Source organism: Lysinibacillus sp. NPDC097195 (assembly GCF_044762075.1).
Lineage (GTDB): Bacteria > Bacillota > Bacilli > Bacillales_A > Planococcaceae > Lysinibacillus.
On record NZ_JBIWDP010000001.1, the window covers coordinates 874,292 to 894,527 of the forward strand.

Sequence of the window (20,236 nt, forward strand, 5' to 3'; positions counted from 1 at the left end):
TTTCAAAGAAAATAATTAATTTCATTTGCATGAAGTTGTTTTTCTGTACTATACAAAAAATTCAGAAGGTTCAAATTTGCAGTGTATTCATAATTAAAGCATGAACAGTACAAATTCTTCTTTGTAAGAATTTGTTTTTTTATTTGCCTAAGCAAGAAAGTAATATTACTTATAAAAATAGGAGGTGAGCAGATGGCTGTTGTACGAAAGGAAGATATAAAAATAGTAGAGCATTATCTTGTGATTGAAACCGCTGAGCCGATGAAAGTCGTATCGTCAGCGATGCATAACCCGGGCTTTGGCTATTATACACATTTGTTAAATCGTTCTGTACCAAAAGCTTACGACGAACGACAACCCCATCAAGAGCTACAATCCTTTTTACAAGCAGAGGGCTATCCTATCGATCAAACGGTGGCGATGATGACAGCTGTATATGCACGCTTTGCAACAATTCGAGAATTTACATATGAAGGTATTCATCTTGTCGTGATGATTACAGCAGGATTAGGTAATGCTGTCGATATTACGCGTGCATTTCATCGACAAGAACAGTATCATGCAGGAACAATAAATACGTGGGTGCTAATCAATGGGAAACTATCTGATGAAGCATTGTTTCAGGCAATGATTTCAACGACTGAGGCAAAGGTCAAGGCACTGATAGATGAAAACATTACAGATCCTACAACAGGTACCCAGGCAACAGGGACGTCAACTGATAGTTTGCTAATAGCGTCGACGGAAGAAGGAGATTTCCATCAATACGCAGGTCCTATTACGATGTTAGGGAAAATAATAGGACATGGTGTATACGAAACGATGCGAGAGGCTATTCAAAAGTATAAAAAAGAGAAAGAGGCGAATCTACTATGATTGCACTAGTTATTGCCTGTATCATCGGTCTACTTTTTGATTTACTAGTTGGGGACCCGCCCAAAATGCCTCATCCAGTACGCTGGATCGGCAAGCTGATTCAAGCGCAAACCGCGTTGTGGAATAAAGGCAAAATGCGAAAGGTACGTGGCATGGTCATGGCGCTTGCTGTCGTTGGTACAACAATGTTTGTAGTCACGGTTATTTTAATGCTTAGTTATCAAGTGAGCATCGTATTTGGTATTCTAATAGAGGGCCTTTTAATAGGTGTTGGACTGGCACAGCGTAGTTTAAAGGAAGCCGCGTTAGCTGTTTATGAGCCACTTGTAAAAGGCGATTTTAAAGAAGCACGTGTCAAACTATCATGGATTGTTGGACGAGATACCGATAAGCTGGATGAAGATGAAATTGTGCGAGGAGTAGTTGAAACCGTGTCTGAAAATACAAGTGATGGCGTCACTGCACCACTTTTTTATGCATTTTTATTTGGGGCAATCGGTTTATGGGGTTATAAAGCCGTTAATACATTGGATTCGATGATAGGCTATAAAAATGAAAAATACAAAGACTTTGGGATGTTTGCAGCAAAACTGGATGATGTTTTAAACTTTATTCCAAGTCGTTTAACAGGCTTATTGATGGTACTTGGCACAAAAAATGAGACATCTGTGCCACTCGGCAAACGTTTAAAGCGTTGGGCACAAGATGCACGAAAACATCCGAGTCCAAATAGCGGTTATTTAGAAGCCGCAACGGCAGTTCAATTAGGTGTGCAATTAGGTGGAAAAAATACATATCAAGGTGTGGCATCCCATAGAGCGACAATGGGGGAAAAATACGTACCGTTAACGAAAGAACATATTGCAACATCGATTATCCATATGCGTGTTGCTACTGTATTGTTTACGCTCGTAATGTTAGCAATGGAGGTGTTTATTTTTGCAATTACCTAATCATGGAGCAAATCCACAAAATGTTTATCATCAGCTTGGGCTGAAAATGCCAACAGAAGTATACGATTTTAGTGAAAATGTTAATGCCGCAGGCCCACCTGCATTTGTAGAGGCTCGTTGGCGTACTTTTTATCCATTAATTCAACGTTATCCAGATCCAGATGGGGAGCCATTTTTAACAAAGGTAGCACAATTTCATCACATTGAAAAAGATTCGATTGTCTTAGGAAACGGGGCTTCAGAGCTATTTAGTGTGTTAGCAAGACGCTATGCAAATAAACGGGTCATTGTCGTTCATCCAACATTTTCTGAGTACGCACGCACACTTCAGGCAGCCGGAGCAAATGTTATACCGATAGTAGTTGAAGATTTTATTTACTATACATTACCCATGGCACTGCTTTATCAAGAAATGGTCAATGCAGATGCTTTATATATTTGTACACCGAATAATCCAACAGGTGTCTTACCGAAACAAGAGGAATTACTACGCTTAATTGCTTACGGAGCAGAAGTGAATTGTGAGCTCGTTTTTGATGAAGCGTTTATTGATTGGGTAAGTGAATCACATTCATTGATTAGCTATGTGGCTAATAATGCGCATGTCATTGTCGTCCGTTCGATGACAAAAATGTATGCTATACCAGGGCTACGATTAGGATATTTAATTGCCAGTAAAACCATCGTTCAAGAATTAAAAGTAATGCTATCTCATTGGAATCTCAATGCGTTTGCCCTTGTTATTGGTGCAGGATGTTTGGACGAGCATGAATACTGTCAACAGGCAATTAGCTATGCTACACATCAAAGACAATGGCTACAACAATTTCTGCAAGAAAATGGATGTCAGGTAACAAATAGTGTTACGAATTATGTTTGTTTTTCATTGCCAAACAATCAACAAGCAGATGCATTTTTTAGCTATTGCTTAGCGGAGGGCATCGTCTTACGGCATACAAAAAACTTTATGGGCTTAAATGGTGAGTGGTTCCGCATCGGGATAAAAGATGTAGCGGCCATGACCTATTTACAAAATTGTTTACAGGTATGGTTTAAAGCAAATAAGGGGTGAGGAATGTGACAACTTTTTATCTAGTTCGACATGGGGAAACTGTATGGAATAAAGAGCAGCGATTGCAAGGGTGGTTGGACTCGCCTTTGTCAGAAAACGGCATTTTGCATGCCCGAAAACTTGCAGAACAATTAAAAACGATTCCGTTTACTGTCGCTTATAGTAGCTCAAGTGGTCGTGCACAAGAAACGTTGCGCTATTTGACAGCTGGTCGTCAACTTGCCATGCATTATGAAGATGATTTACGTGAAATTTATCTAGGTGAATGGCAAGGTAAAACGGTTGAAGAAATAGTGGCGACAAATCGCTTGGACTATGAACTGTATACGGATTATCCAGCACAATTTATTGCCACGCATACCGAAAGTTTTGGTGCCGTAACAGAGCGGGCGATGTACACGTTAAAAAATATTGCTCAAATGTATCCACATGAGCATGTGTTAATCGTGTCTCATGCGGTAACAATTAAATGCATACTAAATGCCATATTAGGACGTGGCATCGATCAGCTTTGGACAGCACCATTTATCCATGGAACAAGTGTGACTATTATAGAGCGACTAGATGAAAATTGGCACGTCAAAGAAATTGGCAGCACGCCACATTTATTATAGAGGGGTGATAATCGTGCCGCTAATTTTTATTACTGGTGGTGTCCGTAGCGGTAAGTCTCACTTTGCTGAAAAAGCAGCTGTTAAGCACTATCAATACAATCAATTTCAGGGTAAGCGATTAGTTTATATCGCTTCTGGTGTTGCAACGGATGATGAGATGGCAAGACGTATCGAGCGCCACCAGACTGATCGACAAAAACAACAGATTGCCTGGCACACAATCGAAGCACCCTATCAAATTCAGCATGCCTTTGAAAAGGTTGAAGATGGTGATGTGGTCCTTTGGGATTGTGTGACGACGTGGCTGACGAATGCGTTTTATGAAGGGTTTGACAGTGGAACACCGTGTGTGGAAAAGCCAGGTTGTCTTGAGCAAAAGCTACAAATCATGAAAAGTTCAGTACAGACGTTACTTGACAAAAAGGTGACGCTTTTTGTTGTTTCTAACGAACTATTCGATGAACCGCCTTACGACAATGATGAAGTCGAATTGTATCGACAAATGCTCGGTCAATTACATCAATGGTTGGTTTCAGTTGCTGAAGAGGCATACGAAATAAATTATGGTATCGTAAAGAAGTGGAAATAAAATTAATAGGAAGAGGGCAAGGCGATGAAAACTATATGGCATAGCGTATTACTCGCATTTCAATTTTTTACAGTTTTGCCTGTACATAAGGAAATTCCATTATCCAAAAGTACGATTACTGGGATGTTCGCTTTTTTGCCATGGGTAGGGGCATTGATGGGAGCAATTGTTGCTGGCTCTATTTATAGTTTAACGACCTGGACAGCAAGCAGTGAAATTTTATTAACATTTGTCATTGTAGGGTTATTTGCGTTATTTACAGGGGGCTTGCATCTGGACGGATTTATCGATATGGGAGATGCTTATTTTTCCTATCGGGATCGTGAAAAGCGTCTTGAAATTTTGGACGATCCTCGTGTAGGGGCGTTTGGCGTCATGTCTGTATTATTTTTAGTATTAGGGAAATTTGTTGTGCTACATGAGCTTATAGTGCAGGACAAGTTCGCCTTATGGATGCTTGTTTTTATCCCTTTACTGACACGAGTAGGGATGAGTTTTTATTTTTTATCGTTAAAGTGCTCAAAAGAAAAAGGACTTGCTTATTTTTTTAAGACGCAACTAAACCACCGTACATTGACTTGCTTTATGCTGATGACGCTTGTACTTGCTTATTGCACTGTATTGGTTGTGACCGGTCTGTCAATTTTACCTGTTGTATTAATGGCTGTTTTAATCGTCGCGTTTATTTTATTTCGTCAGTTTACATTGCGTAATTTTGGCGGTGTATCAGGAGATTTACTCGGAGCATCAATTGAAGGAATGGAGGTTGTGCTATGGCTGACATTGTTACTGTGCGCTTAATGAGACATGCACCAACGCAAGAAAACATGGAAAAGCGTTATATTGGCTGGACAGATTCTCCATTAGCACAAATAGTATCACTGCCTATTGTCGATCTTGCTGTCAAGAAAGTTTACGGTAGTGATTTACGACGCTGTCAACAAACAGCGAGTTGTTATTTTCCACATGCTCGCTATATGGCTGATGCTAGATTTCGAGAGACTAATTTCGGTGACTTTGAATGTAAAACATATGACGAATTAAAAACGGACGAGCGCTACTGTAAATGGCTAGATGACCCACTAAACACATCTCCACCAAATGGAGAGCGCTTCGATTTGTTTTGCCAGCGTGTAGTAACAGGTTTTTTAGCATTACCAAAAGAGGAAGACGATTATTATCTTGTTGTGCATGGAGGTGTCGTGCGTGCATTGCTTGTCGCTTTTGCACCACAGCAAAAGCCTTTCTGGTCGTATCAAGTACCGCATGATAGGATGTTTACGTTAACATTTTCCAAAGCGGCTTGGAAGGAGGGAGCAAGATGCATGTCTTTATCGGAGGAGCCTATAACGGAAAAAACGCCTATGTAACGCAATTGCTGGCGGAGCAGGATGTGGCAATATTGGATGGCATATTGCCAGATGTTGTTCCTGACTGTGATGCCCTTATTATTAAAAACTTAGAACAATGGCTGATAACGCATAATCTTGAGGACGATGAAATGCTTGTTCAGCAAATTTTGGAAAGACTGAAAACGTTTGAGGAAACATGTCCATTGTATATTATTGTTACTGATATGGGGCGCGGTGTTGTGCCAATGGAAAAACAAGCACGACTGTTGCGTGACACTTGTGGTCGCTTGTACCAAGCGTTATTTGCCCAAGCACAGCGAGTCGATCGTATTTGGTATGGCATCGCTGAACGCATCAAATGATGTTGTATGTGACGTTTTGTCATTCAGGCATGGGCTTTCATTATTTCTAGAAAAGAGGGAATGGAATGAATCGACAAAAATTAATGACTATAACTTTAACTGCCATGGTTGCAGCGATTTGCGCCATCGGAGCAGTAATTAAAATCCCGTCATTTGTATCGACGGCTGCCCTGGACTCAGCACCGGCATTTATCGGCGTAGTATTTTTATCACCTGTGTTAGCGGGCGTAGCAGGGCTAATCGGGCATTTTATTACAGCATTAACAGCTGGATTTCCTTATGGACCTTTGCATATTATTATTGCAGTTGAAATGTTTATGGTCGTATGGCTATTTGGTGTTATGCATAAAAAAGGGATGCATTTTTTGAAATGGCCCGTAGCACTTGTCTTAAATGGTATAATCGCACCACTGCCATTTTATTTTATCATTAGTCCAGCTTTTTTCTGGGCATCCTTGCCGGGTATTTTCATGGCAACGGTCATTAACCTTCTAATTGTGGCAGTTGTTATACCCGTGCTGTCAAAAGTGTTTGTTCGTAAGGCAGGTCGAGCGAATTGAGGAATGCCGTAAAAATAGGACACTTAATTGCTACTACAGACAATGCGGCAGCAATTGGTGAGAAGCCACAAGATGTCGTCTGTGCATCAGATACTTTAACCGCTTATTTAACAGCGCGTGTTACTTTTTTAGAACAGCTTGCAGCAAATGCCATACCGAGTCACATCATACTTGCTAATTTTTCAGGAGATGCAGCATGGTCGCGCTATATCGCAGGACTTGAGCAAGTTTTTGATGAAGTAGGGATGGATTGTCCACCTATAACAGGAAGTTCAGAATCCAATATGCCGACTCTGCAATCGGGCTTATCGGTGACAATGTTAGGCGAAATCCAACAAAGGGCATCATTTGAACGTGGAAAACTAAGTTGGTACACATATGGTGTGCCACTCGTTGGCCAAGAAGTGCTTGAACAGGCTGAAGATGTCGCCCAACTTCAGCCCATTTATCATGCATGGCGTGAGGAAATTGTCCAACAAGTGTGGCCGGTAGGATCGCAAGGACTGCAAGCTGAATTTTCACGACTTTTTGGTCAGCAACCACTTAAAAGTTCGTTGGATATGGCAAAATCTGCAGGACCTTGTGCCGTTATTTTACTCGGAATTGATCCACAGAAAGAGCAATTAGCACAAAAAATTTTTACTCGAAATTTTGAGAAACTGTGTAAAACTGCATTGGAATAGGGCTTGCTTCGAGCAAAAGTAAGATTTTTAAAATTGCAAGGGACAAAACACCTATTGAAACGAGAAACACAATATGTTAGATTAATTGAGAGATTGAAACACAATATATAGTATGTTGGACAAGCGGTACCAGTATGGTTTAAAAGGGAATTCGGAAATAGAGACATCTAAAGCCGAAGCTGTCCCCGCAACTGTAAATGCTGACAAATAATGAACATGCCACTGTGAAAAAACGGGAAGGCCATTATTTGAGTGAAGCATGAGCCAGGAGACCTGCCGAGTTGTTCAAGACAGCAACACATCTTCGGGGATTGAGAAGTGGAAGCGAGAGATTTGTCCACTTTGATGTGTACATATCCTTCATTTCCATTTCCAATTTTACAGCGATTACGCAACCGAACTATGGTGTGTAATCGCTTTTTTGATGTGTTGGCTGTTGAGAAAGGGAGAGAATGTAAAGATGACAATACAAATTGAACAGCACATGGCTAAGTTGAAGAAAAGTTACACGGAGGATGAGCTTGAAAGCTTTGTAAGATTATCGGATCGTTGGCTACGTAAAAATGAAGAGGCTACGTTTGAAGCTTGGGCGGATGCGATGATTTTACAAACACTTAGTCTAATCGATGAAGAAGAGCCCTATTGGACATTTGTCGCTGCACAAATTTACTTAGAAAAATTATATAGTCAATTTGCTACAAACCGTGGTGTTGCAAAGGAAGACGTTTATAAAGTCTTTCCGGAGCAGCTTGCACGCTATACAGAGGCAGGTCTTTATCATGCATGTTTAACGACAAAGTATAGTGAACAAGAGCTAGCGGAACTTGCATCCTATCTTGAACAGAGCCGTGATGAGCTATTTACATACATCGGTTTAAAAACATTAATGGATCGCTATGTTGTCCGTGATTATACGAAAACACCAGTGGAATTACCGCAGGAGCGTTGGATGGTCATTGCCATGACATTGATGCAAGATGAAACGGAAAATCGCTTAGAAAAAGTCCGTGAATCGTATTGGGCAATGAGTAATTTATATATGACAGTGGCGACACCGACATTATCTAATGCTGGAAAAACGCATGGTCAACTTTCAAGTTGCTTTATTGATACTGTGGATGATAGTTTACAAAGTATTTATGATACAAACACAGATGTTGCAACATTATCAAAATATGGTGGCGGTATTGGCGTGTATATGGGGAAAATCCGTAGTCGTGGCTCTTCTATTAAAGGCTTTAAAGGCGCGTCAAGTGGTGTGCTACCATGGATCAAACAACTTAATAATACAGCTGTTTCGGTGGATCAGCTTGGTCAACGTCAAGGGGCTATCGCCGTGTATTTAGATGTTTGGCATAAGGATGTCTTTACCTTTTTAGATTTGCGTTTAAATAATGGAGACGAGCGCTTACGTGCCCATGACATTTTCACCGGATTATGTTTACCAGATATCTTTATGGAAGCGGTCGAAGCTCGTGAAGATTGGCATTTATTTGATCCTCATGAAGTGCGTGAAGTGATGGGCTTCTCACTGGAGGATTATTATGATGAACAAAAAGGGCAAGGCTCTTTCCGTGAAAAATATGCAGCATGTATTGCCAATCCTTTATTAAGTCGGGAAGTCGTACCTGCGATTGATATTATGAAACGTATTATGCGCTCTCAACTTGAAACAGGTGTACCGTTCATGTTTTACCGTGATGAAGTGAACCGCATGAACCCTAATAAGCACGAAGGCATAATTTATAGTTCTAATTTATGTACTGAAATTTTCCAAAACATGTCGCCAACGCAATTTGAATCGATTACGTTAGAAGATGATGTTATTGTCACGCGTCGTAAACCGGGAGACTTTGTTGTCTGTAATTTATCGTCTGTCAATTTAGGTAAGGCAGTACCTGCTGACGTATTAGAGCGTTTAATACCGATTCAAGTACGCATGTTAGATAATGTCATTGCCTTAAACACCATTCCAGTAAAGCAAGCAGAGCGCACAAATACCCGCTACCGCGGTATTGGACTTGGCACGTTTGGCTGGCATCATTTACTAGCTTTGAAAGAAATTCAGTGGGAGTCGGATGAGGCCGTGGATTTTGCCGATAAATTATACGAGCAAATTGCTTATTTAACGATACGAGCATCAAATGACCTTGCGCGTGAAAAAGGGGCTTACCCACTATTCGAGGGCTCCGATTGGCAAACAGGAGCATATTTTGACAAGCGTAGCTATCACAGTGAACAGTGGCAAGCATTGCGCGCGGATGTTGCAAGCTATGGGATGCGCAATGGCTATGTGATGGCTGTAGCACCGAATTCATCGACATCTATTTTAGCAGGCAGTACAGCAACAATTGATCCGATATTCCAAAAAAGTTATTCGGAAGAGAAGAAGGATTACAAAATTCCAGTTACAGTACCGGATTTATCACCCGTGACGACTTGGTATTATAAGTCTGCGTACTTTATCGATCAAAACTGGACAATAAAACAAAATGCAGCACGTGCTCGTCATATCGACCAAGGGATTTCGCTAAATTTATATGTACAAAATACGATTCAAGCAAAAGACTTACTCGCGTTACATTTAAATGCTTGGGCAAGTGGTGTGAAAACGACTTATTATGTGCGCTCGACTTCTGTTGAGTTGCTAGAATGTGAGTCTTGTGCGAGCTAGGAGGAACAATTAATGACAACAATTACAAAACGAAAAATGATGGATAAGGAAGCGCCAAACCGTTCTACTGCTATTGTCAACGGGCGCTCTTCCAATATTTTAAACTGGGATGACGTACGATTTAGTTGGGCGTATCCAAAATATAAAAAAATGCTTGGGAACTTCTGGACACCTTTTGAAATTAATATGAGCAATGATGTTAAACAATTCCCAACGTTATCAACACATGAACAAGAATCATTTCTAAAAATTATCGGTTTACTAGCACTGCTAGACAGTGTGCAAACAGATTTTGCTGGTAAAGTTGCAGACTATTTAACGGATTCGAGCCTGAATGCCTTAATGATTATTTTAGCGCAGCAAGAGGTTATCCATAATCATTCATACTCTTACGTGCTTTCCAGTATCGTCAATAAAGATGAGCAGGACCGTACATTTGACTTTTGGCGTACAGAGCCAGTGCTAGAGCGTCGTAATGATTTTGTAATGAAAGGCTATCAGGCATTTTCAGAGGAACCAAACGTTGAAAATATGCTAGAGGCTATTATTTATGATGTTATTTTAGAAGGTTTATTTTTCTATTCGGGCTTCGCCTTTTTCTACCATTTAGCACGCAATCAAAAAATGGTAGCTTCGTCAACGATGATCAATTATATTAACCGCGACGAACAGCTACACGTTGATTTATTTGTGAAAATTTATCAGGAACTGCTAGCGGAATATCCGCAATATGATACACCAGAATGGGCGGCACGTGTGCAAGAAATTTTCCGTGAAGCTGTTCAGCTAGAAATTGATTGGGCAAATGAAGTAATCGGCGACAAGATTGAAGGACTTGATGTGGAAGATGTCCATGACTATGTTCATTTCTATGCCAATGTTCGCTGCAATCAATTAGGTGTAGAGCGTCCGTTTGATGGCTATCGTAAAAATCCACTTAAATGGATTAAAGCTTACGAGGATGTAGACTTAGGAAAAACGGATTTCTTCGAGCAACGCTCCCGTCAATATGTCAAAGTCAATGTAGAAGATAACGGCTTTGATGACTTGTAATTGTTAGTGACAGGCACGCAAACAATTCTGAAATTTTACAAGAGGATACAACCATAATGAAAGTCGCAACTTGTCGCACAATAGCGATGGTTGCGGCTTATCTGTTTGAGAAAGAGTGACAGGCACGCAAACAATTCTGAAAATTCGGTAGGGAATCTTTGTTGTCTAAATATTACGTGACCCGAAAAATTATTTGCCAATTGGGAATGATTTTCAGTTATAATGGAAAGCGAATGTGATTTACAAGGAACGGAGACGAAAGAATGCAGGCAGTTAGACAGTTAGGGCGCTATCTAGGGCCCTATAAATTTTTTACGCTGATTGCACCAATGTTAATGGTGCTTGAAGTGACGATGGATTTAATTCAACCGACCATTATGCAACATATGATTGATACGGGTATAGCCAATGGTGACAATCCGTATGTGTTAAAGATGTTTTTATTTATGCTTTTAAGTGCTGTTCTTGGACTAGTGGGTGGCCTTGGTTGCTCTATCTACAGTTCTAAAGCGGCCATTCATTTTGCCTCAGATGTACGCCAATCATTATATGAAAAAATGATGACGTATTCGGCAAAAGAGCGGGATGCGTTTACAACTGGTAAGCTGATTACAATTTTAACAAGTGATGTAGAAAGTATCCAACGTGCATTTATGATGACACTGCGTATTTTTGTACGTGGACCTTTATTATTTATTGGCGCGGTTATCATTGTGTTTGTAACTGCTCGCGAGTTATTTTCAATACTACTCATCATTGTGCCGCTTTTAATTACTGCGATGTATTTTTTCACAAAGTATTCAGGTGTTTTATATCGTAAAGTACAGGAAGCAATTGACGGTGTGAATACAAAGCTACAAGAAAATTTAGCTGGTATTCGAGTCGTTAAAGCGTTTCGACGTGAAAAGCACCAAGTTGAGCAGTTTGCAGGATTAAATGATACACTGACAAAACGCTTTATTACGGCAGAACAAATTGTTGGATTACTCGTACCGTTTACGATGTTTATCGTGAACTTAGGTATCGTTGCGGCACTGTGGCTTGGTGCTATAAAAGTCGAAGCTGGCACATTACAAGTCGGTGTCATACTTGCTTTTATTAACTACCTAACGATTATTTTAAATGGACTCATGTCCTCTAGTATGGTTTTGATGCAAATCGCCCGTGCGCTACCTTCAGGTGAGCGTATTGTGGATGTGCTAAACAAAGAAGTGGCGGTGCAAGAAGCAACACAGCCGATTACGTCGACTATTCAAGGAGCCATCGATTTTCAACATGTGAGCTATCGTTATTATGAAACGTCAGAAGATGTGCTCAAAAATATTACGTTTACTGTCAAGGCAGGGCAAACAGTAGGGCTCATTGGAAAAACAGGCAGTGGTAAATCAACACTTGTCAAACTTTTACCTCGCCTTTTTGATCCAACGAGCGGCCATATTCTGCTAGACGGCAAGCCACTCAAGCAATATGCATTAAGCACATTGCGTTCACATATCGGCTTTACCTCTCAAAAGGCCTTACTGTTTTCAGGTTCAATAGAAAAAAATATTCATCTTGGAAAGGAAGAAGCAACCCAAGAAGAATTAAGACTAGCACTCGATAGGGCATGTGCATCAGAGTTTGTTGACAAGCTTGAACATGGGTTAGCACATGAGCTATCACAAGGAGCAACCAATCTATCTGGCGGTCAAAAGCAGCGATTAGCACTAACACGAGCATTTGTAAGGCAACCAGCGATTTTAGTTTTAGATGATACGACTTCTGCTCTTGATAGCGCATCTGAAAAGCATGTACAGCAAGCAATAACTGAACATTTTCAAGATACGACAACATTTATAGTCGCTTCAAAAATTACATCCATACAACAAGCAGATCTTATTTTAGTGCTCGAAGATGGCGAAATTGTTGGTCAAGGTACACATCAGCAATTATTACAAAATAACCAACCGTACCAAGCAATCTACGCTTCACAGCAAAAGGCTGGTGAACAACAATGAGCCAAACTCAACCAAAGCAAATGAATTTTGGACGTGGACCTCGAATGGGTGGGCCGGCTGAAAAAGCTAAAAATCAAAAAACAACAATTTTACGTGTCTGGCACTATGTAAGACAACAAAAAATAGGGCTGTTCTTGTCGATATTTTTTGTCATTGCTTCTACCTTTTTAAGCTTAGCAGGACCTTATTTAATCGGTCATATCGTGGATGATTATATTATGAAAAAGCAAGTCGCGGGAACCATTCGACTCGGTCTTGTATTAGCCTGCATTTTTACAGTAGCCTCTATTTTTACTTGGCTTCAAACGTATGTCATGATACAAGTGGCAATGAAGACGATTCGTTCATTGCGCCAGGAATTATTCAATAAACTGCAAACATTAACATTAAAATTTTTCGATCAACGTGCTCTCGGTGATTTAATGAGCCGTGTGACAAATGATATTGATAATTTAAATACAGCATTAGCTCAGAGCGTTACACAAATTGTCTCTTCTATTTTAACCGTAATCGGTGTTAGCATTGCGATGTTTTCTCTGAGCTGGCAGTTAGCGATTGTCACACTGATTATCATTCCACTCATTGTTTTTACAACAAAACAAATTGTCAAACGTAGTAGTAAAAATTATGCAGCACGTCAGCGTGATTTAGGAAAACTAAATGGCACGATTGAAGAAATGATAACTGGAGCTGAGGTGGTCACTCTGTTTGGGAAAGAGCAGCAAGCCATCGAAACGTTCCGACAACAAAATAATAACTTGCGAAATTCAGCTCAGCGCGCAGAAATAACTTCAGGTTTATTAGGCCCAATCAATAACTTTATGAATAACTTAGGGCTTGCAGTTGTCATAGGCACAGGGGCATTTTTAGCGGTCAAAGGGCTTGTGACCGTTGGGATTATTGCGGCATTTGTCACATATACACGACAATTTTTCCGTCCGCTTAATCAGCTGTCAAACTTATTGAATACATTCCAATCCGCAATTGCTGGGGCAGAACGAGTTTTTGAAATTTTAGATGAACCATCTGAAGTTGCAGATAAACAACATGCCATTGAGCGTCAGCGTTTACAAGGTGATGTAGCCTTTCAAAATGTATCTTTCAGCTATTTGCCTAATCAGCCTATACTGAAAAATATACAATTCCATGCTAAGGCTGGGGACACGATAGCACTTGTAGGTCCAACTGGCTCTGGAAAAACGACAATTATTAACTTGCTAACACGTTTCTACGACGTGGATGGTGGTGCGATTCTTATTGATGGGCACAATATCGAAGACTACCAAATGGCAACGATTCGTCAACGCGTTGGTGTCGTGTTACAAGATACTTATTTATTCACAGGTACAATTAGAGAAAATATTCGCTTTGGCAAGCTTGATGCCACGGATGCGGAGGTCGAAGAAGCGGCCAAAATTGCCAATGCACATAATTTTATTAAGTACTTACCAGCACAATATGATACTGTGGTGCAGGCAGGAGGCGCTAATTTAAGTCAAGGTCAAAGACAACTACTAGCGATAGCTCGTGCTATTTTAGAAAATGCCGATATTTTAATATTGGATGAAGCGACATCGAGCGTAGATACGCAAACAGAAGTCGATATTCAAAAAGGATTACAACATTTAATGCAAGGACGTACAAGTTTTGTCATTGCACACCGTTTGAAAACGATTGAAAATGCCGATCAAATTTTAGTTATTCAACAAGGTGAAATTGTAGAACAAGGAAATCATCAACAACTAATGCAACAACAAGGTATATACAATAATCTCCAGCAAAAACTGCTGTTAGAAAAAGATGAACTAAGTCAATAAAACTAAGGAAAGTTTCATGTGAAAATAATTTATTTTTCCATGAAACTTTTTCTATTATTGTCGGTCTAACTATAAATTGGTAAAACAGTGGTTGCATGATTGGTTGGTTAACTGGATGGGGGGAGTAACGTGTTAAAAGCGCAGAAAGATGCTTGCTTAGTAGATGCGATGACACAGTATGGCGATTACTTAGTACGCGTGTGCTATACATATGTGAAAAACTGGGCGGTTGCCGAAGATTTAGTGCAAGATACATTCGTCAAATTCTATGAAAAAATGGACCAGTATCGTGAAGAAGCAACTGTCAAAACCTATTTATATCGCATTGCTATCAATCATTGTCATAATTATGTAGCAAGTTGGCGCTATAAAAAACTGCAAGTAATTGATTATTGGCATAAACTATCGGGCGATGAAGTGGATCCTGTTCATCATATGCTTGCAAATGAGACAGATCGTATGTTGGTTGCAGCGATTGAACAGCTCCCAACGAAATACAAAGATGTCATAATACTATTCCACTTTGCAGAATTATCGTTAAATGAAGTTGCTGAAACGTTAAAGCTTAAACAAAATACGGTTAAAACAAGGTTAAGAAGGGCACGGCAATCTATTGGCGTGACATTACAGGAGGGGGGGCTTGACTTTGGATCCAATTCGTAATGCCATTAATTCTGTCTATAAAGAGGGGAAATTTTCGCTAGACAATCAACAGAAAACATTCCAAAAGATCCATCAACAAAAAAAACGTCCTTTAACGCCTGTAATATTAACGCTTTGTGTCACAATATGTTTAATCATCGGACTTAATATGCTTTTAATGAATAACAAACAACCCTCACCCGAAACGCCGTTACAAGGTTCGGAGCATTATCTAGAAAAATCAGGTAAAGTAAAAGACTATACAGTTCTACTTAACGAACCTTGGATGATGATAGGTCTAATAACAATTGTACTGTTATGTTGCTTTGGATTATATGCACTCCGTAAGAAGTCGCTCTGGTGGCTTTTACTATGTGCCATCGTTATTTTTGCCATTGTGGGTAATATGTCTGAACGTCTTGGCTACCGCTATTATGTAGCAAATGAAGACGATATTGTGGATGTTATTCAATCAGGAGTATGGCTAATAGGAAATACGGATGATTTACAGTTATTTGATACAATTACAATCGACCAATTTCGTTTAAGTTATTTTACTACATCGAATATGCAAGGCATCGCTTTTTTTAAACATGATGGTAAAGGCTATAAATTAGTTAATGGCTTTTTGAATTCAGAAGCTACAATGCAAACGATCGTGTTACCGGAGATACACTACATAGTGGTGCCACTTCTTGAAGGTCATACGATTGAGAGAATAATTGTAGACATGAACACTGAACAGATAGAAGTCGCTGTGGATGCACATCGTGGTGCGCAGCTTGTGGCAGTTCCTTTCCCACCGAATGCCCATGTATCTTCCGCTACCATTCAAGCTGTCCGCCAAGACGGCACGGTAGAAGATTTATATCAACCTTCAGAAATGTTCGTTTTACCAGACGTTGACTAATAAAATATATAGTAAGAACCCTTTATTCTGTTCCCAGTGAATGTGGCAAAATGGAGGGTTCATTTTTGTGTTTTAACCGCATATAGATGGATGGTAATGAAAACTGACCTACGTCTACGTCTCAGGTCCTAGTGGAAGTTAAAGCTAAGGGTCGTTTGTTCATTGGCAATATTTAGATATAGTGGATGTAATAGAAAAAACTATTTGGGAGGAACTAAGAGTGAAGAAATATTTAGGCTTTGTTATCATAATGGGTGCTTCATTGCTCGTATTAACTGGGTGTTTTTCATTTATGCCAGAGAAGGAACAAGAAGACACATTTTCAGTGAAAAAGGATGACGCCAAGAAATTAGACGTGGAAATAAATCTTGGTGTAGGTGAAATGACAGTTGCCAAAGGTGCAAAGGGATGGCTGGAAGGAAATGCTCAGTATAACATAAAAAAATTAGCACCAGAAGTACGATATAAACAACGTGGGCAAACTGGTCATTTAGATATTGACCATAAAGGCTCTACCAAAGTTAGAATTGGGAAAATTAATAACGTTTGGGATTTGAAACTAAATGAAGAAATACCGATGGATTTATCAGTTGAAACAGGTGCATCGCAAGCAACGCTAAATCTACAAGGTTTACAGCTTGAAAACTTAGAAATTGAAACGGGTGTAGGCGAACTATACGTTGATTTAGGTGGTGATTGGAAAAAAAGCTTCGAAACGAATATTGAAACAGGAGTTGGTCAAACAACGGTTATTTTACCATCAACAGTTGGTGTGAAAATAACAACGGAAAAAGGCATTGGTTCGATGAATCTAGAGGGCTTTATTGCACAAGGTAAAGGTGTATATGTCAATGATGCATATGAGCAGTCAGATGTTATACTAGAAGTAAACGCTGAAATGGGTGTAGGCGATATTACTTTTAAATTAGATAAATAAGCATATGTATCTTCAAGACTAAATGGATGCGTCAAATACAGGGACATTGTATTTGACGCATATTTTGTGTTAGCTTAAAGGAAGCAACAGTGATTGAAGGAGCGAACAAATTGAAAACTTTTACATATAAGCAACCCGCAACGATTGAATCGACGCAACTAGTCGAAATTGTCAATGAAGAAGGGGGCGTGACGTCTACCGTACAACGAATTTATTCCAATAAATTAAAAAAAGCCTTTGACCGTACGATGGATTATCGTTATTTTGTACAATTTGATGTTTGTGATGTGGAGGGACAACGTCTTTTTACATGTAAAAAAGTATCGCGACGGGGGCGGGTTTATTTTAAAGGCAAAGACCTTGTCACAGCGAAAGATTATATGATTGCCTATGATGGCTGGCAAATAATGATACCCGATTTAATAATTACTGATGGGCAACAAAAAATAATGCTCAATAAGGAGATGGAAGGTTGGTCGGTCTTTACGATAGATGAGCAACCCATTGCGCGTTGGCAAGCCGTATTCAAAGAAACATATTTTGATATTACATTGGAAATTGAAGCAACGAGCCCGATCCAGCACGAAGCATTTTTTATTGCAATCGGACAAGCTGTGTTATTTGTCGGAGCATAAAATTCAGAATTGTTTGAGTGCCTGTCACTCCACTCATGCGCTGCTCTCATATGGAGAGCTTTTTTTATTGAAAATTAGCGGTAAACTTGGGGAATTCACTGTTATAATGTTAAATATAGTATAATTTGTATGTATTCACTTAACGATTTATAAAAACTTGTTATAGGACGTAAACCCTAAAAGGAGCGTATTGTATGAACAAAAAGCCAATTTACGTTGAAATTGATATGCAAGCATCAATAGAAGATGCCTGGCATTATACTCAAAATCCGAAACTTCATGAGCAGTGGGATTTACGCTTTACATCGATTACATATAGCGAGAAAAAATTTGCGGACGAACCGCAACGCTTTACATATGAAACGAAAGTAATGCCTGGTTTAACAGTAAGAGGATGGGGAGAAAGCAAAGGGGAGCATTTAAAAAAAGACGGCAGCAAAATGTCCTCTTTGCATTTTGGGACACCGCAGAAAATATCGCCCATTGCAGAGGGAAAAGGCTATTGGAAGTATATCCCGCACAATCAAGGTTTAACATTTTTAACACAATATGATTATGATGTACGCTATGGCAAACTTGGTGCACTTTTGGATGTTGTATTTCGTCCGCTAATGGGGTGGGCAACAGCACTCAGCTTTGATGTTTTAAAAAGATGGCTTGAGAAGGGTGAAAATCCATTTAGCCAATATCGCCGCTTCTTTTTAACAATACTCATTAGTGTGTTGTTTTGCTTTGTTTGGTTATATCATGGTGTGGTGCCAAAAGTAATGGTGCAACATCCTGATGAAGTGATGATGGTTAAACACTTACTGACAAATTTGAGCTTTGCTACTACAACGGCTAGTGAGGCCAATTTTAATCAGGCGTCGGTTATTGTGAAGTGGATTGGACTCGCGGAGATGATTTTTGCTATCAGTTTTTTACTACCTAGAGGGAAACGGCTACTTTTTGGCTTACAAATTTTGTTGTTTCCTATTTTAACACTAGGTGCCATTCTCGCAGATTCTAATATAGCAACGGCACCATTTAACCCAATAACTTTTAATGGAGCATTATGGATATTGTCCATTGTAGGCTTTCAACTAAGTAAAGATTTACCTAGTGCAAAAAGTTGTAAACGAAAGCGAGGCAAAAAAGGATGACGATCTATCAAACATTATTAGGAGAGGACTTTAAGAATCTCCATCCTAAATTACAACAGCGCTATGCACTTCCAGTGGGGCAAGCTTTTTATGCGAAGGGCGTGATGCGAACTATAGAATCAGGTGCCAAATGGATGCGTCCCTTTTATATGGTGGCAACTAAGTTTAAGTTCTTATTTCCTGAATCAGGTAAGAATATTCCATTTACGATTCGCAACACCTGTCATCGATTGCCAACTGGCGAAATGGAAGTACTGTGGGAACGGACGTTTTACTTTAGTAAAAAAACAAGGCATTTTGATGCGAGGATGACAGTAGATCCAGTTCACAACATTGTGAAAGATTACTTGGGCTCTCCAGCTCTGTTCTATTCTGATTTACTATTTTCTGTGACACGACAAGGGAAATTAATTATTCGCTCTGGGACACAACGCTTTGTTATGTCGAAAATACAATGGGCGATTCCTAAAATGCTTGAAGGGCGTGTGATTGTCGAGGAAGGATATGACGAGGATAGAGATGTTTTTACCATCCATGTCTATATACATAACCCACTTTTAGGGAGGTTAATGATGTATGCTGGCGAATTTACGCAACAATCTTTTTAGCCCTATCGTATTGATAGGATGGCTCTTTGTAGCCATATGCTATTTGTTTAGTAAGCAATCTGATACTTTAATATTACTCACATTTGCACAACTAGTCTTAGTGCCTGCAATAGTGAAAATGGTTGTAACCGTCAATAAAACAGGTCATGTGATTATACTAGTTATGATGGTCGCTGTCACATTATTACAGTGGATGGCAGATAGTAAGCTAGCCGTTTTGTTAGCGATAGTCTATGTACTTTATACCGCTTTTATCGCATTACAGGGCGTAATTCGATTTTTACAACGCGGCTTTACGAATATTGCGGAAATAGCGATAGATATTGGACTTGTATACTTATTAATCGGAGGTCTTTGGTTCTTCGCCTATATTGCGGGTATTGATACAGGATTTTCACCGTTACTTACGTGGTTAACCGCCATACACTTTCACTATTCTGCCTGTCTTTTACCGATTTCAGTAGGCTTGCTTGGACGATTACATGATAGTAAATGGTATCCTGCTGTCGTTATTATTTTACTAACAGGCCCGCTACTCGTTGCAATCGGCATTACGTTTTCCACAATTATCGAAATACTATCAGTGATGCTTTATATTGTTGCAATCTATACTTTGTTGTTACTGTCATTGAAAACGAATTTTCCGAAAAAACAAGGTCTGTTGTTGAAAATTTCTTATGGTTCTTTATGTATCACAATATTATGGTCCTTACTTTAAGCATTTGGTAATGTTACTGGCATCATCCTTGTCACTATTCCT

Annotated in this window: 21 protein-coding genes and 1 riboswitch; all 21 genes read left to right on the forward strand. The window is 39.6% G+C overall.

Translation table 11 applies throughout. The annotated features are described in order from the left end of the window. The first annotated feature begins 192 nt into the window (after positions 1–192). A complete protein-coding gene (locus ACIQXI_RS04410; RefSeq protein WP_402922002.1) occupies positions 193–876 on the forward strand; it encodes an adenosylcobinamide amidohydrolase in 684 nt (227 codons plus the stop codon). Beyond that, the gene (gene cbiB, locus ACIQXI_RS04415) at positions 873–1,829 is read left to right on the forward strand and encodes an adenosylcobinamide-phosphate synthase CbiB (RefSeq protein ID WP_402922004.1); all 957 of its coding nucleotides are present in this window, start codon (positions 873–875) and stop codon (positions 1,827–1,829) included. The genes ACIQXI_RS04410 and cbiB overlap by 4 nt, the downstream gene beginning before the upstream one ends. Beyond that, on the forward strand, positions 1,816–2,901 hold the full coding sequence (locus ACIQXI_RS04420; RefSeq protein WP_402922006.1) for a pyridoxal phosphate-dependent aminotransferase: 1,086 nt from the start codon (positions 1,816–1,818) through the stop codon (positions 2,899–2,901). The genes cbiB and ACIQXI_RS04420 overlap by 14 nt, the downstream gene beginning before the upstream one ends. A 5-nt stretch (positions 2,902–2,906) precedes the next feature. After that, on the forward strand, positions 2,907–3,515 hold the full coding sequence (locus ACIQXI_RS04425) for a histidine phosphatase family protein (protein ID WP_402922008.1): 609 nt from the start codon (positions 2,907–2,909) through the stop codon (positions 3,513–3,515). 13 nt (positions 3,516–3,528) lie between these two features. Continuing rightward, positions 3,529–4,104 (forward strand): bifunctional adenosylcobinamide kinase/adenosylcobinamide-phosphate guanylyltransferase, encoded by a 576-nt coding sequence (locus tag ACIQXI_RS04430; protein ID WP_402922010.1) that lies wholly within the window; start codon positions 3,529–3,531, stop codon positions 4,102–4,104. 24 nt (positions 4,105–4,128) lie between these two features. Beyond that, a complete protein-coding gene (cobS, locus tag ACIQXI_RS04435) occupies positions 4,129–4,905 on the forward strand; it encodes an adenosylcobinamide-GDP ribazoletransferase (protein WP_402922012.1) in 777 nt (258 codons plus the stop codon). Continuing rightward, positions 4,878–5,474: a histidine phosphatase family protein gene (locus ACIQXI_RS04440; protein ID WP_402922014.1), complete on the forward strand. Its 597-nt coding sequence runs from the start codon at positions 4,878–4,880 to the stop codon at positions 5,472–5,474. Before cobS ends, ACIQXI_RS04440 begins: the two co-directional genes overlap by 28 nt. Beyond that, positions 5,426–5,818, forward strand: a complete 393-nt coding sequence (locus tag ACIQXI_RS04445; protein ID WP_402922016.1) for a bifunctional adenosylcobinamide kinase/adenosylcobinamide-phosphate guanylyltransferase — start codon at positions 5,426–5,428, stop codon at positions 5,816–5,818. The genes ACIQXI_RS04440 and ACIQXI_RS04445 overlap by 49 nt, the downstream gene beginning before the upstream one ends. A gap of 65 nt (positions 5,819–5,883) precedes the next feature. Continuing rightward, positions 5,884–6,378: an ECF transporter S component gene (locus ACIQXI_RS04450; protein WP_402922018.1), complete on the forward strand. Its 495-nt coding sequence runs from the start codon at positions 5,884–5,886 to the stop codon at positions 6,376–6,378. Next, entirely contained in the window at positions 6,375–7,061 is a 687-nt protein-coding gene (locus tag ACIQXI_RS04455; RefSeq protein WP_402922020.1) for a hypothetical protein, read from the forward strand. Before ACIQXI_RS04450 ends, ACIQXI_RS04455 begins: the two co-directional genes overlap by 4 nt. 107 nt (positions 7,062–7,168) lie before the next feature. Further along, positions 7,169–7,357: riboswitch (cobalamin riboswitch) on the forward strand. 164 nt (positions 7,358–7,521) lie between these two features. Continuing rightward, on the forward strand, positions 7,522–9,735 hold the full coding sequence (locus ACIQXI_RS04460; RefSeq protein WP_402922021.1) for a ribonucleoside-diphosphate reductase subunit alpha: 2,214 nt from the start codon (positions 7,522–7,524) through the stop codon (positions 9,733–9,735). A 12-nt stretch (positions 9,736–9,747) separates the two neighbouring features. Next, complete coding sequence (locus ACIQXI_RS04465; RefSeq protein ID WP_402922023.1) at positions 9,748–10,788, forward strand: ribonucleotide-diphosphate reductase subunit beta; 1,041 nt, start codon at positions 9,748–9,750, stop codon at positions 10,786–10,788. 263 nt (positions 10,789–11,051) lie between these two features. Continuing rightward, a complete protein-coding gene (locus tag ACIQXI_RS04470) occupies positions 11,052–12,785 on the forward strand; it encodes an ABC transporter ATP-binding protein (RefSeq protein ID WP_402922025.1) in 1,734 nt (577 codons plus the stop codon). Then, complete coding sequence (locus ACIQXI_RS04475) at positions 12,782–14,602, forward strand: ABC transporter ATP-binding protein (RefSeq protein WP_402922026.1); 1,821 nt, start codon at positions 12,782–12,784, stop codon at positions 14,600–14,602. The genes ACIQXI_RS04470 and ACIQXI_RS04475 overlap by 4 nt, the downstream gene beginning before the upstream one ends. Before the next feature lie 129 nt (positions 14,603–14,731). Further along, positions 14,732–15,265: a sigma-70 family RNA polymerase sigma factor gene (locus tag ACIQXI_RS04480; protein ID WP_402922027.1), complete on the forward strand. Its 534-nt coding sequence runs from the start codon at positions 14,732–14,734 to the stop codon at positions 15,263–15,265. Beyond that, complete coding sequence (locus ACIQXI_RS04485) at positions 15,249–16,154, forward strand: hypothetical protein (protein ID WP_402922029.1); 906 nt, start codon at positions 15,249–15,251, stop codon at positions 16,152–16,154. The genes ACIQXI_RS04480 and ACIQXI_RS04485 overlap by 17 nt, the downstream gene beginning before the upstream one ends. A gap of 220 nt (positions 16,155–16,374) precedes the next feature. After that, positions 16,375–17,091, forward strand: a complete 717-nt coding sequence (locus tag ACIQXI_RS04490; protein WP_402922031.1) for a toast rack family protein — start codon at positions 16,375–16,377, stop codon at positions 17,089–17,091. 110 nt (positions 17,092–17,201) lie between these two features. Next, positions 17,202–17,726, forward strand: coding sequence for a tubby C-terminal domain-like protein (locus tag ACIQXI_RS04495; RefSeq protein ID WP_402922032.1), 525 nt, complete (start codon positions 17,202–17,204; stop codon positions 17,724–17,726). A gap of 194 nt (positions 17,727–17,920) precedes the next feature. Continuing rightward, entirely contained in the window at positions 17,921–18,868 is a 948-nt protein-coding gene (locus tag ACIQXI_RS04500) for a DoxX-like family protein (protein WP_402922034.1), read from the forward strand. Next, positions 18,865–19,476, forward strand: coding sequence for a DUF4166 domain-containing protein (locus tag ACIQXI_RS04505; protein ID WP_402922035.1), 612 nt, complete (start codon positions 18,865–18,867; stop codon positions 19,474–19,476). Before ACIQXI_RS04500 ends, ACIQXI_RS04505 begins: the two co-directional genes overlap by 4 nt. Further along, the gene (locus tag ACIQXI_RS04510; protein ID WP_402922037.1) at positions 19,445–20,194 is read left to right on the forward strand and encodes a YndJ family protein; all 750 of its coding nucleotides are present in this window, start codon (positions 19,445–19,447) and stop codon (positions 20,192–20,194) included. The genes ACIQXI_RS04505 and ACIQXI_RS04510 overlap by 32 nt, the downstream gene beginning before the upstream one ends. Positions 20,195–20,236: the final 42 nt, after the last annotated feature.

Coding starts and splice junctions, on each gene's coding strand:
- ACIQXI_RS04410 (WP_402922002.1), top strand. CDS start 193: ATGGCTGTTGTACGAAAGGAAGATATAAAAATAGTAGAGCATTATCTT.
- cbiB (WP_402922004.1), top strand. CDS start 873: ATGATTGCACTAGTTATTGCCTGTATCATCGGTCTACTTTTTGATTTA.
- cobS (WP_402922012.1), top strand. CDS start 4,129: ATGAAAACTATATGGCATAGCGTATTACTCGCATTTCAATTTTTTACA.
- ACIQXI_RS04440 (WP_402922014.1), top strand. CDS start 4,878: ATGGCTGACATTGTTACTGTGCGCTTAATGAGACATGCACCAACGCAA.
- ACIQXI_RS04445 (WP_402922016.1), top strand. CDS start 5,426: ATGCATGTCTTTATCGGAGGAGCCTATAACGGAAAAAACGCCTATGTA.
- ACIQXI_RS04450 (WP_402922018.1), top strand. CDS start 5,884: ATGAATCGACAAAAATTAATGACTATAACTTTAACTGCCATGGTTGCA.
- ACIQXI_RS04460 (WP_402922021.1), top strand. CDS start 7,522: ATGACAATACAAATTGAACAGCACATGGCTAAGTTGAAGAAAAGTTAC.
- ACIQXI_RS04465 (WP_402922023.1), top strand. CDS start 9,748: ATGACAACAATTACAAAACGAAAAATGATGGATAAGGAAGCGCCAAAC.
- ACIQXI_RS04470 (WP_402922025.1), top strand. CDS start 11,052: ATGCAGGCAGTTAGACAGTTAGGGCGCTATCTAGGGCCCTATAAATTT.
- ACIQXI_RS04475 (WP_402922026.1), top strand. CDS start 12,782: ATGAGCCAAACTCAACCAAAGCAAATGAATTTTGGACGTGGACCTCGA.
- ACIQXI_RS04500 (WP_402922034.1), top strand. CDS start 17,921: ATGAACAAAAAGCCAATTTACGTTGAAATTGATATGCAAGCATCAATA.
- ACIQXI_RS04505 (WP_402922035.1), top strand. CDS start 18,865: ATGACGATCTATCAAACATTATTAGGAGAGGACTTTAAGAATCTCCAT.
- ACIQXI_RS04510 (WP_402922037.1), top strand. CDS start 19,445: ATGCTGGCGAATTTACGCAACAATCTTTTTAGCCCTATCGTATTGATA.